This is a genomic window from Nocardia brasiliensis IFM 10847 (genome assembly GCF_000710915.1).
In the GTDB taxonomy this organism is placed as follows: domain Bacteria; phylum Actinomycetota; class Actinomycetes; order Mycobacteriales; family Mycobacteriaceae; genus Nocardia; species Nocardia brasiliensis_A.
This window is the reverse complement of sequence record NZ_BAUA01000079.1, coordinates 1-13,717: the sequence shown is the minus strand read 5'-3', so window position 1 is coordinate 13,717 and position 13,717 is coordinate 1. Positions and strand designations below refer to the sequence as shown.

Below are 13,717 nucleotides of genomic sequence, written 5' to 3'. Positions count from 1 at the left end.
GACAGATGTCGGCCCGCGCACCGCGCACGCCCGGGGCACCGCGCCTACTGCGCCCCCAACCGGGCGTGCATCTCCCACACCAGAATTTCCGAGGGCCGCCGGGCGCGCACGCGCTGCCCACCGGTGCGAGTCAGCCGGACCGCGTCGCCCTCGTCCAGGGTGCCGACGCCCTCCATGTCCACCTCGCCGCGCGCGACGAACACGTGCAGATACGGCGCGTCGGGCAGGTCGATCGCCTGCTCGGCGTCGCCGGACATCCGAGCCACGTGCAGCGCCGCATGACTGCTGTTGATGGCGATCGCGGTGCGGTCCCGATACCGCGGCAGACCCGCCGCCACCGTCACCAGGCCGCCGCCGGCCAGCGCGTCATCGATCTCGAGCTGCTGATACCCCGGAGTCAAGCCCGGCTCGTCCGGCACCACCCACATCTGGACGAAATGCACCGGCTCGTCGTGTTCGGCACCGTCGAGCCGCCACGAGTCGTTCTTCTCCGAGTGCAGGATGCCGGTGCCCGCGCTCATCCGCTGCGCGAGACCGGGGTAGATGACACCGCTGTGCCCGAGCGAATCCTGGTGCACCAGACTGCCGCCGAGCACCCACGTGACGATCTCCATGTCCCGATGCGGGTGGGTGTCGAAGCCCTGACCCGGCGAGACCACGTCTTCGTTGTTGACGAGCAGCAGGCCGTGATGGGTGTTGTCGGGATCGTAGTGCTCACCGAACGAGAAGGAGTGCTTCGAATCCAACCAGGAAACCCGCGTCTTCATGCGGTCGCCTGCTCGATGGACGTCGATGTGTGGTGTCGTGAGTGTGGACATCATGGTCCTCCTCTCGGGCCCGTGCACCGATCACCTTTCAGGGTAGGAGCACTTCCGTGGCGGTACTCCACATTCCTAGTAAATTGTCCTGCACTCGGCATTTTACGCGAGCGACCAGCGGGTGAACGCCAGGCGAGCAGAACCGACCGGTCCGCGCGAGCGGCGTCCGGCGCACCCACCGCGGCCTGCCGTTTCCGGGCCGGATTCGTAACATGATGTGCCGCAACGAAACCGGAGGTGACGGCGAGATGCGACCCGAGACGCTCGCGAACCTCGAGCGCCGGCTCCGCGAGCAGGCCCACCGCGACGGCATCGCACATTTCGTCGTCGGGGTCGCGGTGTTCCGCGACGGCAAACTCCTGGTGGTGCGCCGAGTGCCCGACGACTACCACGGCGGCATGTACGAACTGCCCGGCGGCGGTGTGGAATCCGGCGAGACCTTCGCCGAGTGCGTGCACCGGGAACTGTTCGAGGAGACCGGCCTGCGGGCCAGGGTGATCACCGACTTCCTCGGCGGATTCGACTACGCGACCAGAACGAAGTCCAGAGTGCGCAAGTACAGCTTCGTCGTCACGGCCGAGCCGGGAGAGGTGGCGCTGGCCCCCGGCGAGCACGACGCGTTCGCCTGGATCGACGCCGAGGTGCTCGCGCAACTGCCGATGGCGCCCGACATGCGGGCCGCGGTGAGCGCTCTGGTCAGCGGCCAGCCTCGCGCCGAGCAGGCACTTCGCGCTGATTCGGCGCGGCACGGCCCGACCAACTAACCTCGCGGCGTGCCCACTGGTCGCTCCGAGAGTTCCACACCCGCGCCCGAGCGGCCGCTCCCGCTGCGGGTCGCACTGCGCGAGAGCCCGGGCGTGCTGCGGCTCGCGGTGGTGCGCTTCGCCGGGCAGTTCGGCGAGGGCATGTTCCAGGCGGCGCTGTCCGGCGCGATCCTGTTCAATCCCGAACGCCAGACCGACCCGTTGGCCATCGCGGCCGGTTTCACGGTGCTGCTGCTGCCTTATTCGCTCATCGGACCGTACGCGGGCGCGCTGCTGGATCGCTGGGATCGGCGGGCGGTGCTGCTGGTCGCGAACGTGCTGCGCGCGGTGTTGATCGGGGTGGTGTGCGCGGGCCTGCTCGCCGGCATCGGGGAGACGCCGCTGCTGTTGCTGGCCTTGGCGGTGGTGGGCATCAGCCGGTTCGTGCAGTCGGGCGTGTCGGCGGCCCTGCCGCGGGTGCTCGCGCAGGAATGGCTGGTGCCGATGAATTCGGTGCTCGCCACGGTGGCGTCGGGGTGCGCGGCGCTCGGCGCGGCCACCTCGGTCGCGGTGATCGGGCTGATCGGGGCGGGCGATTTCGGGTCGGCGGTCGCGGTGGCGATCAGCGGGATCGGGTCGGTGCTCAGCGCGCTGCTGGCAACCGGGTTCGCGCCGCGGGTGCTCGGACCGGAACCCAGCGTCGCGGCGAAGCACGACAGTGCCGTACACGCCATCCTCACCGGTTTACGCACGGGCGCGTCGGCGGTGTGGGAGTCGAAGCAGGTCACGACGGCGATGCTGGGCATCGGCACGCACCGAATCGTGTTCGGCACCAACACCTTGATCATGGTGCTGGTGCTGCGGCAGACGCCCGCCGCGGGCTCGGGGTTGAGCAACGGCCTGCTCGGCTTCGGCGTGGCTATCGCCGCGACGGCGGCGGGCATGCTGGCCGCTGCGGTGGTCGCGCCGCTGCTGATTCCACGACTGGGGCGGCCGCGCACGGTCGTGCTGGGGCTGATCTGCGCGACCGCGGTGCAGCTGGCGCTGGTCACCCCGATCGCCATCGCCGAGGCCGGAACGGCGGCCCAGCATGCGCACCGGCTGCTGCTGGTCGGTGCGTTCCTGTTCGGCCTGGCCGGGCAGACGATCAAGCTGGCCGGCGACGCGACGATGCAGATAGACATCGATGATGCGCGGCGCGGTCAGGTGTTCGCGTTGCAGGACACCGTATTCAATATCGCGTTCATCGTCGCGATCGCCGCTGCGGCCGCGGTTATTCCGGACGACGGACGCTCCCTGCCGGTGATTGTGGCCGGCGCCGGAATCTATTGCGCGGGTATTGTCGCGATCTTGGTGAATACCCGGCGACGGACCGAGCCCGCTCGGTTGACCCGTTACGCGGGAATTACCGAAACACCGCGGAATTCATGACGCTTCAGGCAATGGTGGGTGCTCGGCCGGGATCACCTCCGGTGCGATTCGCCCACTGGGTCAGATAGTCGGGCAGATCCGTGTGATCGGTGTGCGGCAGGTTGTCCGGGGCGGTACCCGGCGGTTTCACCTCGGTGTGGATGGCAGGCGGATGATAGGCGGCCGGGCGCATGGACTCGAAGGGTGGCTCCACGACACAGGGGACGACGGCCGAATCCTGCTGGGCGACATCCGAGTCCGGTGCCTGCGGCCCCTCGCTCGCGAACCCCTCGGTGCGGTGGATCCAGTCGAGCGGCTCGGCGACCGCGTCGGCCGAGGTGCCGGTGACGTGGTGGTTCCAGGTGCCCAGACCGGTGGGGTCGGTATAGAAGTGGTCGAGCACGCCGTCGTCGTCCAGGTCCAGGGCCGCCACATCGGCGATACCGAGACCGGCGCTGTCCCACATGGCGTCGTCGGTCAGTCCGTCGCCGTCGAAGTCGAGCCGCAGGGCGTCACCCGGACTCGCCAGTGACAGATCTGCCGCGCTGGTCCAGACGTGCGGTGGGCCGGCGCCGGTACCGAAGACGTACTCGATCTCGTCCATATTTGGTTGGACGCACGCCACCGGCAATCGGTTCCGCTATTTCGCCACAAATAATTTCGATCGCGAGGTCCGGCATTGCGGCGCGGCGGTCCGGTACGTTGATTTCGCTTCGCCCCGATTCGGCAATGTGTCAACGAGTTCGAGAGGGAGTCAACGCGATATGGCTTTTCCGGCGATGATCTTCGCTGCGGTGCAGCACCTACTATTCGGTGGGTGGGGCACCATGCTGTACCCGCTCACCGAGATCTCCGACTAGCTCGCGCCCGCCGCGATGCGCCGACTCGGCCGCACAACCCCTTGTGTACCGGCACTGTTCGGTGTGCTGCTCAGCGGCGTGCTGACCGTGCCCGCGCAGGCGGGGCCGCTGCCGTGGGCGCCGTCCCCGGTGAACAGTTGCGGCGAAGCGGGATTCGATCCGCGCCTGCGCGATCCCGATCCCGCACTGCCGCCGCCACCGCCCTTCACGCTGCCCGAGCAGATCGATATCCCGATCCCGATTCCGCAGTTCGTGCCGGTGCCGGTACCCGGTCCCCCGCAGCGCGACGTACGGATAGATCCGCCGCCGCTCGCGCCGGATCCGTGCCACACGCCCTGCCCGGATGTCCGTGACATCGCAGCGGAGCCGGAGCCCGTCGAGCCCCCGCAGCGAGCGGCATCCGGTGCGCCGATCACGTTGCCGCGCATCGTGATCAGGCCGGAGATCGAACCGATTCCGGTTCCGGTTCCCGAGGGCCCGGCACCGGAACCGATACCCGCGCCGCCGCCACCGATGACGTACCCGGCGCAACCGGCCCCGCTCGCGCCCCCGGTGGCCGAGCCCCGGGTGCTCACGGTCGAACTGGCCGGTCAGGTCACCGGGCACGGCTCGCCGAATCGCACCGACGTGCGCTGGCAGGTGGACGGCACCGACCTCGGCGTGCTGTGGGAGGCCGCACCCGGCGAGGTCGCCGTGGCGTTCGGCGACACCTTCGGCAAGGGCTGGGTGACCGGCGGCGCGGGCCGCGAGGATCAGGACTGGCGCAGCAACGTGCTCGCCTACAGCACCGATCGCGACCTGTCCGACGGGCTCTCGCTGGACCGCATGGTGCAGGACAGCAGATGCCATGCCGCCGAGATCCTGAGCAGCCGCAAGATCAAGAACTGGGAGACCACGACCATCCCGACCTCCGGCTTCGCGCTGGGCGAGCGGCAGTACCTCAGCTACATGTCGGTGAATCGGTGGAGCCGGGTCCCCGGCCTGTGGCGCAGCAACTACGGCGGGCTGGCCTACTCCGACGACCACGGCCGCACCTGGACCAAGGACCCGCATGCGAAGTGGGACAACGTCTTCGGCGCCGGACGCTTCCAGGTCGCGGCGATGGTGCCGCACGGCGACCACGTCTACATGTTCGGCACGCCCAACGGACGGCTCGGCGTGATCGGATTGGCCCGGGTGCCGAAGCAGGACGTGCTCAACACCTCGGCCTATCAGTACTGGGTGAACGGCAGCTGGGAATCGGCGGCCGAGAACCAGGCCACCCCGCTGGTCGCCGGGCTGGCCGGCGAGGTGTCCGTCCGGTACGACCCGGACACCGAGCAGTGGCAGATGGTGTACCTCGATCCCGCCCGCGGGGGGATCGTGCTGCGCAATGCCGCACAGCCGCAAGGACAATGGAGCGAGGCGGTATCGCTGCTGTCCACCGCCGATTACCCGACGTCCTACGGCGGCTTCCTGCATCCGTGGTCGACCGGCCGGGACCTGTACTTCACCCTTTCGGCCTGGCAGACCTACAACGTGTATCTGATGCACGCACAGCTGGATTCGCCGCGCTGACCGCGCGCTCAGCCGTCGACGTCGACGAATCGGACGCGATCGCCCACCCGGATCAGCGCGGGCGGCTCGCGGTCCAGATCCCACATCCGCAGCTCCGTCGTGCCGATCAGCTGCCAGCCGCCGGGTGTGCTGCGCGGATACACCGCCGAGTAGCCGCCGGCCAGTGCGACCGCACCGGCCGGGATGGCGGTGCGGGCACGCGCCCGTCGGGGCACGTTCAATCGCGCGTCTTCAGCTGCCAAATAGCCGAAGCCCGGGGCGAATCCGATGAACGCGCACTGCCAGATCGTGCCGGTGTGCGCGGCGACGACCTCCGCCTCGGTCAGCCGCAGCAACCGCGCGACCTCGGCGAGGTCGGCGCCGTCGTAACGCACCGGAACGACGAGCGGTTCGTCGGCAGAATCGTTGTGCGCCAGTGTTCCACGGGAAACATCACCCGAATCCTGGCCCGGCCCAGGCTGTTGCAGCGCAGACAGCAGCGAGTCGAGCGCGTGCCGCACAGTTTCGGCATGAGCCGGTGAAAGCAACGTCACCAGCACGGTTTCCGCAGCGGGCAGCACGTCCTGCACGCCCGCGAGCGGGTTGCGGCGCAGCGCCTCGACGAGTTCGACCACCTCGGTGCGATGCGACAGCAGCACCAGCAGCGCTCGATCACCCGCCGCGCGAATCCGCGACCGCGCGGCCACCGGTCCGGTTGTCGACGTGCCGTTCATCCGCTCAGCCGAACGGCGCGACCGGTACGCCGGCCTCGTCGAAGGCGGCCCGAATCCGCCGCGCCATCTCCACCGCCGCCGGGGTATCGCCGTGCACGCAGAGGCTGGCCGCCTGCACCGGCACCGTGCCGGAACCGTCGACGATATTCGCCGCGCCCGAGACCGCGATCGACATCGCCTGGGCGACAGCCGCATCCGCGTCGAGCACCGCACCGGGTAGACCGCGGGGCGCCAGCGTGCCCGCGGGCGTGTAGGCGCGGTCGGCGAAACCCTCACCGACGAAACGCACCTCGGCCGCAACTGCCGCCTTCTCCAGCTGAGAGCCGGCCGGGCCCAGCAAGGCCAGCTCGCTGTCATATTCGGCGAGCGCGGCCAGCACCGCCTCGGCCAGCGCTTGGTCGCGTCCGGCCGAGTGATAGAGCCCACCATGCGGTTTCACGTACCGCACCCGATCACCGGCGGCCTTGGCGAACGCGTCGAGGCTGCCGATCTGATAGAGCACCTCGTCGCGCAGTTCCGCCGGATCCATCGTGATCTCCCGGCGGCCGAAACCGGCCAGGTCGCGGTAGCCGACGTGGGCGCCGATCCTGACCTCTTTCGCGACGGCCAACTCGCAGGTCCGGCGCATGATCGAGGGGTCGCCGGCGTGAAAGCCGCAGGCGATGTTGGCGCTGGTGACGATGTCGAGCATCGCCGCGTCGTCACCCATCGGCCACGGGCCGAAACCCTCGCCGAGGTCACTGTTCAGATCCAGCGGCACCTTCGGGCCTGCCTTTCTTTACTGCTTCCATTGCCTCACCCCTATTGTCCTCGTCCGCGCAGCACCACGGGATCGGCGGCCCGGCTCCCGAGAAAGGCGCAGGTCGGCGCTACGGTGTGCGGTAAATAGGCGGTGTCGAGCGGGGCGAGCTGGGTCACAGCGCGATGGTCGGGTCCGGTGCGGGCAAGTACGCTCAGAGCAATCATGGCCACGTATTTCGATCCGAAGTCCTGGTCGCCGTTGCGAGCCGTCGATCTCGGCAAGCGCCTGTTCGATCAATCCTGGCTGGAGCAGTGGGTCTCGGTCACCACCGCCTGGGTGGATCCGGTCGTAGATCTCGGTGCGGGCACCGTCACGGCGTTGCTGCCCGATGTCCTGATGACCATGCTCAGCGAGGGCATCCTCAGCCGGTTCGGCGGGCAGGAGGTGAACGCCACCCTGCTCGGGCACGACCTGCATGCCACGCTCCAGGTGCTGAAGGTCCGGCGGCGCGGCGCGCACTTCCAGACCAAGACGGTGCTGTCCCGGCTGCGCTGGGACGACCACCCGATCGAGGCGGTGACCGTGATCGCGCACGAGGTGCGGCTGATCCCCGGCGTGCCGACGAAAGTCCGCGCCGGGCGGATGGACCTCGAGGGCACCGTCACCACCGCGGCGCTGGTCGGCTGGCTGAACACCCAGCCGCTGGACTGGGTGCTGGACGTCGAGGACAGCGGGCTGGTCCGCGCGAAGCACCGCACCCGCAGGCTGACGGCCGTGGTGGACGGCGCGGTGCTCGACAACCGGGTGACCATCGACCTGCACCGGGTCAGCTGGTTCGGCCTGCGGATGCCGCGCCGGATGATCGGCACGCCCGCGCTGCTGCTCGAACAGCTGCCGAATCAGGCCCGCATCGCACACGCCACCAGGGAGGGCGACCTCGTCCGGTTCCGGGTGGAACTGCCCGAGATCACCGGCTCGTTCGACCTCGCGCAGATGCGGTCCGCGATCGTCGCCGGAACCACGCTGATCGTGTTCTGATCAGCCCTGCGCCCGCCACCACTCCTGCAGGGCGGCCTCGGCCTCGTCCCTGGTCATCGGACCGCGATCGAGGCGCAGCTCCTTGAGGAACCGCCACGCCTTACCCACCTCGGGCCCCGGCGGCAGGCCGAGCAACTCCATGATCGCGTTACCGTCCAGGTCGGGCCGGACCTTGGCCAGGTCCTCCTGTTCCTGCAGCCGCGCGATCCGCGCCTCCAGCTCGTCGTAGGTGGCGCGCAGCGCCGCGGCTCGGCGCTTGTTGCGCGTCGTGCAGTCGGCCCGGACCAGTTTGTGCAGGCGCGGCAGCAGCTCATCGGCGTCGGTGACGTAGCGGCGCACCGCCGAATCGGTCCACTGCCCCTTGCCGTACCCGTGAAACCGCAAGTGCAGGAAGACGAGCCGGGCCACATCCTCGGTGAACTGCTTCGGATACTTCAACGCCCGCATCCGTTTGCGCACCATCTTCGCGCCGACCACCTCGTGGTGGTGGAAGCTGACGCCGCCGCCCGGTTCGTTGCGTTTGGTGTCCGGCTTGCCGATGTCGTGCAGCAGCGCGGCCCAGCGCAGCACCAGATCCGGATCGCCCTCCTCGAGGTCGATCGCCTGCTGCAGGACGGTCAGCGAATGCCAGTAGACGTCCTTGTGCTGGTGATGCTCGTCGATCTCCAGCTTCATCGCGGGCACCTCGGGCAGCACCCGCTGCGCCAGGCCGGTCTCGCACATGATGTTGATGCCGTCGATCGGATGCGCGCCGCCGATCAGCTTGTCCAGCTCGACCCGGACCCGCTCGGCGGTGATCCGATCGATCTGCTCGGCCATCTCGGTGATCGCCGCCCGCACCCGCGGATGCAATTCGAAACCGAGCTGCGCGACGAACCGCGCCGCCCGCAGCATCCGCAGCGGATCGTCGTTGAACGAATCCTGCGGTGCGGCAGGGGTATCCAGCAGGCCCGCGAGCAGCGCGTCCATCCCGTTCAGCGGGTCGACGAAGTCGAGCGTGCCGTCCGCGCCGATGCGCACCGCCATCGCGTTCACCGTGAAATCCCGGCGCACCAGGTCGTCTTCGAGCGAATCGCCGAAGCTCACTTCGGGATTGCGGGACACCCGGTCGTAGCTGTCGGAGCGGAACGTCGTGATCTCCAGCTGCTGACCGGATTTCGACCCACTCACCGTCCCGAACGCCAGGCCCCCGGTATCCCACAGGTGATCGGCCCAGCCGCGCAGCAGCTCCTGCACCTGGTCGGGGCGTGCGTCGGTGGTGAAATCCAGGTCGGTGCCCAGCCGGCCGAGCACCGCGTCGCGCACGCTGCCGCCCACCAGATACAGCTCGTACCCGCGTGCCGCGAACATCTCGCCGAGCGGCGTCAGCACATCGGACAGCCTGCCCAGCGTCACCGCCGCGGCAGCCAGCAATCGGGTACGTCTATCCAGCTCTGTGTCCTCGGACTTGGGCGAAACCACGAATCGGCAGCTTACTGTGCTGACCTCGCCGCGCCTGCGGCCCTGCGTGTTCCCGGCCCCTGGGGCCTCGCTTCGTTCGCCACCGGGGTGGCACGCACCGGTCGCTGTCTCGGGTGAAACCTCGCCCGCGGCGCTGCGGCCGTCAACACCGCAAACCCAACACAGTAGGATTGCTTGGTGTCTCCGGCCGATCGCGCGAACAGTCGACGCCGCCAGCCTCGGCGCCGCGGTTCGGCCGCCAATGCGGCGAAACCGCGCATGCGCACGGTGCGGGAAACCTCCGCGGGCGGGCTGGTCGTCGACGGTTTGGACGGCCCGCGCGAACAACGCAGCGCGGCGCTGATCGGCCGTACGGATCGGCGCGGGCGGTTGCTGTGGTCGCTGCCGAAGGGGCATATCGAGGAGGGGGAGACCTCCGAGCAAACCGCGATCCGTGAGGTGGCCGAGGAGACCGGGATCAACGGTGTGGTGGTGGCCGAACTCGGCAGCATCGATTACTGGTTCGTCACCGAAGGTCGCCGGGTACACAAGACGGTGCATCATTATCTCTTGCGTTCCACCGGCGGCGAACTGTCCGACGCCGACGTGGAGGTCACTCAGGTGGCGTGGGTCCCGTTGAGCGAGTTGAATTCTCGACTGGCCTACGCGGACGAAAGACGTCTGGCCGAGGTGGCGAACAAGCTGATCGACCGGATGGAGACCGGCAAGCGATGACCCAGACTTTTCGGCGTCGCGCAGCGATTCCGTTGGGGATCTTCGTCGCGCTCCTGACCATCCTCGGGTCGGGGACGACGCTGCCGCTGCTGGCGCCGCCCACGGCGCAGGCCCAGCCCACCGGTTCCGGAACGGTGTCCGGCCCGAAATTCCTGAAACTGTCGGTGGATTCGGTGAGCCCCACCGCGGTGACCACGACGAGCGACCCGGTGGTGACGGTGTCGGGCCGGGTCACCAATATCGGCGATCGCGCGGTCAAGGACATCAGCGTCCGTATTCAACGGGCGGCCGCGATCACCGAGCCGGGCAACCTGCGCGCCGCGCTGCGCCTCGATCAGGTCAACTACGAAGTGAACGGCCCGTTCGAGGACGTCGCGCCGCAGCTCGCGCCGGGCCAGTACAAGCAGTTCTCGGTGAGCATCGCGCTGCGACCGGGTAGCGGCACGAGCAGCTCGCTCGATATCAGCAAACCCGGTGTGTATCCGTTGCTGTTGAACGTCAACGGCGAACCGGCCTTCGGCAAACCCGCCCGCCTCGACGATGCCCGCTTCCTGCTGCCGGTGCTCGGCCTGCCACCCGGGTCGAAGAGCAGCGACGCGGCGGAGGCGGTGTCCGCGCCGACCGACGCGCCGGTGGCGACGACGCTGCTGTGGCCGCTGGCGGACCGGCCGCGGATGGTCGCGGGCATCGCGGGCTCGGTGGACGGGAAGGTCGAGCTCACCGACGACGAACTGGCGGCCTCGCTCGGCAAGGACGGCCGGCTCGATCAGCTGCTCGGCGCGCTGGAGAGTGTGTTCGACCTGACGCCCGGTCGCGATCGCACGCTGCTGTCCTCGGTCTGCCTCGCGGTGGATCCCGATCTGCTGCTCACCGTGGACGCGATGACCAAGGGCTACCGGGTGCTGGCCAGTCCGTCCGATCCCGACGGTGCGACCAGGGCCGGCGCCGGCGCCGCGCAGGCGCAGACGTGGCTGGACCGGCTGCGCGCGCTCGCCGGCTCGATGTGCACGGTGGCGCTGCCGTTCGCGCAGGTCGACCTGTCCGCGCTGGCCGCGGTGAACGACCCGGACCTCTCTGCTCGGGCGATGAACGCCCCCGCCGAACTCATCGATTCGATCCTGGGCGTCAAATCCGTGCGCGGTGTGAGCCTGCCGGATTCGGGCAGCATCGACGCGAGCGCGGGAACGCTGCTGCGCAGCCATGGTTTCGGCACGGCGGTGCTGGCCGACACCGCCGTCGCGCCGGAGGGCACCGCGGGCACCTCCGAGGTATCGCAGCAGACGGCGACGCGCGGAGACACCAAGACGCAGACCACGACGACCCAGGTGCCCGACACCGGCGCCCCGGAAGTGGTGCGCCTGCCCGCGATCACCGCCCCGGTGCCGCCGGCGCCCGCCGGACCCGAATCCACCGCCTCGGCCACGTCGAACGGTCATTCGCCCAGCAGCGCAGGGCCTTCCAGTACCGTGGCCACGCCGAGCGGCACCTCGGTGCCGAACAGCGGGTCCGCACCGAACGGCGCGCAACCCACCCTGCCCGCGAGCGATGCCGCGCTGCACGCCGCGACCTTCGATATCTGGTCCGCGACGGCGCTGGCCGCGGTCGGCTCGTCCAACCCGCCGACCCCGTCGTTCACGCCCGCCTCGGTGCGCTACGAGGTCAGCAACGATTCGCGCGCCGCCCGGCTACAGGACGCGCTCGGCGCGATCTCCTGGTCGGCGCTGAATCCGCAACCGGACCAACCGCGTTCGATGCTGCTCGTCCCGCCGCAGCAGTGGGGTGCGAACCGCGAGGAGGGCAAGGCGCTGCTGCGCCAGCTCGAGCTGTTGCTGCGTGCCAACCTGGCGACCCCGCGGCCGTTCCAGGAACTGGTCGCGCAGCCGACCGACCCGAAACCCTACGAGCTGGACTATCTGGCCCAAGCCGAGCAGGACGCGGTGCCCGGCCGGTTCATCGATCCGGTGCGCGATCAGGGCAGGCGGATCAGCGAGCTGCTGCGCGCCATCGTCGATGTGCCCGAGATCAAGCCGACCCCGTCGGAGTTCCTCACACCCTTGCGGGACGATCTGCTTCGGATATTGAGCTTGTCGGATCGACGGACCGGCGACGCCACTCAGGCCGACACGTTCGCCCAGCGCCGCGTCGACCAGACGACGCGCAAGATGGACGAGCTCTATCGCTCGGTGACCGTGCTCCCGCCGGGCGGGGTATACACGCTCGCGTCCGAGCAGAGTCCGTTGCTGCTGGTCGCGCGCAACGATCTGCCGGTCTCGATCCGGATCAAGTTCCGCATCGAGGCGCCCCGCGAGACGAAGATCACCGACCTCGGCGAGCAACAGCTGCCCCCGCGCGGGACACGCTCGTTCCAAATCCCGACCGAGGTGAGCGACAGCCGTAACCTGGTGATTCCGATCTCCCTTACCACACCCGACGGCATCCCGCTGGGCGATGCCACACAGGTCTCGGTGCGTTCGAACGCCTATGGTCAGGCCCTGGCAATAATTACGGCATGCGCCGCCCTGCTGCTGTTCCTGCTGATCGTGCGCCGCTTGTGGCGGCGGTTCCGCGGTCAGCCCGACGGCGCCGACGAGGGGCTCGATCCGCCGCTGCGCCGGCGGGTCATCCGCTACGGGCGCGCCAAGCAGCGGGCCATACAACAGCAGGAGCATCAGGAGGCACAGTGAAGGACGGTCATCTAGCGTCCTCCGCTGTCGCCCGATCCGCCCGGCGCAAGCTGTGCGCCGGCACCAGCCCCGGCTACCGGATTTGGACGTCCGGCAAACCACAGTGGCAGAGTGGAGGACAATCGCTGGAGGCTCGCAGCAGCGCAGGGGTGGTGCGAGTGATGGGCAGTACCAGGAGGAACGGTGAGCGAGTCCGTATTACCGCCGCTCACCGACCGGATCGGCCCGAGCAGTCCCGCCGGGGCACAGACGCGGCGCGTAACGATCCCGCAGCACTGCTCGTCGGCGCCGACCGGGTGCGGCTGTCCCGCGGAAAACAGGAGGCATGATGAGCGACGATGATCCATCGGCGCATCGGCCTCGATCCGATCGGCGCGACGGGCCACCGGCCCGTCGGGCGCCGGTTGCGCCGTGGGAACGGCTTCCGCCCCAGGCGGAGGCAGAGGAGCCGGAGATGAACCCCGGTCCCTACGCCGCCCCGCCGCCGCGGGTGCCGCAGGTCAGTCGTCCGTCGGCGCCGCCGCAGCGGATACCGCCGGGACAGCGTGTGCCGCCCGCACCCGCGCAGCGTCCGCCGGGTCCGCCCCAGCGGCCCGCGCCCACACCGCATCCCGGTCAGCGGCAGTACCCGGCACAGCAGCCGCCGCCCGCGCCGCCGCAGCAACCACGCCTGGCACCGAGCCAGCGGCCGGGGCCACCGCCCGGTCAGTCCGGTGGCATGCCGGTGGCACCGCGGCCCGCCGCCCGGCGCGACCACGCCCGAGCCACGTCCGGCGCGATGCCGGTGGCACCCAACGGCCCGGGTCAATCCGGGGCGCGGATCCCCGCGAGTGCGCCGCGGTCCGGTCCGATTCCCGCCGCGCCCGCCCGCCCAGTGCCGCCCGCGCCACGCACGGGACAGCCCGACCCGATTCCCGGCGGCGCACCGCAGTCCGGTCGCGTGCCGCCACCGCGGTACGCCCCGCCGCAGGCACGGC

11 protein-coding genes and 1 pseudogene are annotated in these 13,717 nt (G+C 69.7%); 7 read left to right on the top strand and 5 right to left on the bottom strand.

The window, feature by feature from the left end:
* Positions 1-44: 44 nt before the first annotated feature.
* Positions 45-818: a pirin family protein gene (locus NBRGI_RS16995; RefSeq protein WP_029897442.1), complete on the bottom strand. Its 774-nt coding sequence runs from the start codon at positions 816-818 to the stop codon at positions 45-47.
* 248 nt (positions 819-1,066) lie between these two features.
* Here NBRGI_RS16995 and NBRGI_RS16990 point away from each other — a divergent pair, with 248 nt between their 5' ends.
* Positions 1,067-1,582 (top strand): NUDIX hydrolase, encoded by a 516-nt coding sequence (locus NBRGI_RS16990; protein ID WP_162836670.1) that lies wholly within the window; start codon positions 1,067-1,069, stop codon positions 1,580-1,582.
* A 63-nt stretch (positions 1,583-1,645) separates the two neighbouring features.
* A complete protein-coding gene (locus NBRGI_RS16985) occupies positions 1,646-2,992 on the top strand; it encodes an MFS transporter (protein WP_051727839.1) in 1,347 nt (448 codons plus the stop codon).
* 4 nt (positions 2,993-2,996) lie between these two features.
* Here the strand turns inward: NBRGI_RS16985 and NBRGI_RS45250 are convergent, their stop codons facing one another.
* A complete protein-coding gene (locus NBRGI_RS45250; protein WP_051727835.1) occupies positions 2,997-3,575 on the bottom strand; it encodes a hypothetical protein in 579 nt (192 codons plus the stop codon).
* 271 nt (positions 3,576-3,846) lie between these two features.
* On the opposite strand from NBRGI_RS45250, the gene NBRGI_RS16970 reads away from it, so the two are divergent.
* A complete protein-coding gene (locus tag NBRGI_RS16970; protein WP_029897434.1) occupies positions 3,847-5,388 on the top strand; it encodes a DUF4185 domain-containing protein in 1,542 nt (513 codons plus the stop codon).
* An 8-nt stretch (positions 5,389-5,396) separates the two neighbouring features.
* Here the strand turns inward: NBRGI_RS16970 and NBRGI_RS16965 are convergent, their stop codons facing one another.
* Together NBRGI_RS16965 and NBRGI_RS16960 are read right to left on the bottom strand one after the other, a co-directional pair.
* Positions 5,397-6,101, bottom strand: a complete 705-nt coding sequence (locus tag NBRGI_RS16965; protein ID WP_029897431.1) for a 5-oxoprolinase subunit B family protein — start codon at positions 6,099-6,101, stop codon at positions 5,397-5,399.
* Positions 6,102-6,105: 4 nt separating this feature from the next.
* Positions 6,106-6,861 carry a LamB/YcsF family protein gene (locus NBRGI_RS16960; protein WP_029897429.1) on the bottom strand — a complete coding sequence of 252 codons (756 nt, stop codon included), beginning with the start codon at positions 6,859-6,861 and terminating at the stop codon, positions 6,106-6,108.
* Positions 6,862-7,065: 204 nt separating this feature from the next.
* On the opposite strand from NBRGI_RS16960, the gene NBRGI_RS16955 reads away from it, so the two are divergent.
* Positions 7,066-7,881, top strand: coding sequence for a hypothetical protein (locus NBRGI_RS16955; protein WP_029897427.1), 816 nt, complete (start codon positions 7,066-7,068; stop codon positions 7,879-7,881).
* On the opposite strand, the gene NBRGI_RS16950 is transcribed toward NBRGI_RS16955, so the two are convergent.
* Positions 7,882-9,342: a CCA tRNA nucleotidyltransferase gene (locus NBRGI_RS16950; protein ID WP_029897425.1), complete on the bottom strand. Its 1,461-nt coding sequence runs from the start codon at positions 9,340-9,342 to the stop codon at positions 7,882-7,884.
* A gap of 177 nt (positions 9,343-9,519) precedes the next feature.
* Here NBRGI_RS16950 and NBRGI_RS16945 point away from each other — a divergent pair, with 177 nt between their 5' ends.
* The 3 genes and pseudogenes from NBRGI_RS16945 to NBRGI_RS47500 all read left to right on the top strand — a co-directional run.
* Entirely contained in the window at positions 9,520-10,056 is a 537-nt protein-coding gene (locus NBRGI_RS16945; RefSeq protein WP_081594261.1) for an NUDIX hydrolase, read from the top strand.
* Positions 10,053-12,740 (top strand): hypothetical protein, encoded by a 2,688-nt coding sequence (locus tag NBRGI_RS16940; RefSeq protein WP_029897422.1) that lies wholly within the window; start codon positions 10,053-10,055, stop codon positions 12,738-12,740. Before NBRGI_RS16945 ends, NBRGI_RS16940 begins: the two co-directional genes overlap by 4 nt.
* 454 nt (positions 12,741-13,194) lie before the next feature.
* Positions 13,195-13,717: pseudogene (locus NBRGI_RS47500) on the top strand (hypothetical protein); the annotation flags it as partial.

Coding starts and splice junctions, on each gene's coding strand:
- NBRGI_RS16995 (WP_029897442.1), bottom strand. CDS start 818: ATGTCCACACTCACGACACCACACATCGACGTCCATCGAGCAGGCGAC.
- NBRGI_RS16990 (WP_162836670.1), top strand. CDS start 1,067: ATGCGACCCGAGACGCTCGCGAACCTCGAGCGCCGGCTCCGCGAGCAG.
- NBRGI_RS45250 (WP_051727835.1), bottom strand. CDS start 3,575: ATGGACGAGATCGAGTACGTCTTCGGTACCGGCGCCGGCCCACCGCAC.
- NBRGI_RS16970 (WP_029897434.1), top strand. CDS start 3,847: ATGCGCCGACTCGGCCGCACAACCCCTTGTGTACCGGCACTGTTCGGT.
- NBRGI_RS16965 (WP_029897431.1), bottom strand. CDS start 6,101: ATGAACGGCACGTCGACAACCGGACCGGTGGCCGCGCGGTCGCGGATT.
- NBRGI_RS16955 (WP_029897427.1), top strand. CDS start 7,066: ATGGCCACGTATTTCGATCCGAAGTCCTGGTCGCCGTTGCGAGCCGTC.
- NBRGI_RS16940 (WP_029897422.1), top strand. CDS start 10,053: ATGACCCAGACTTTTCGGCGTCGCGCAGCGATTCCGTTGGGGATCTTC.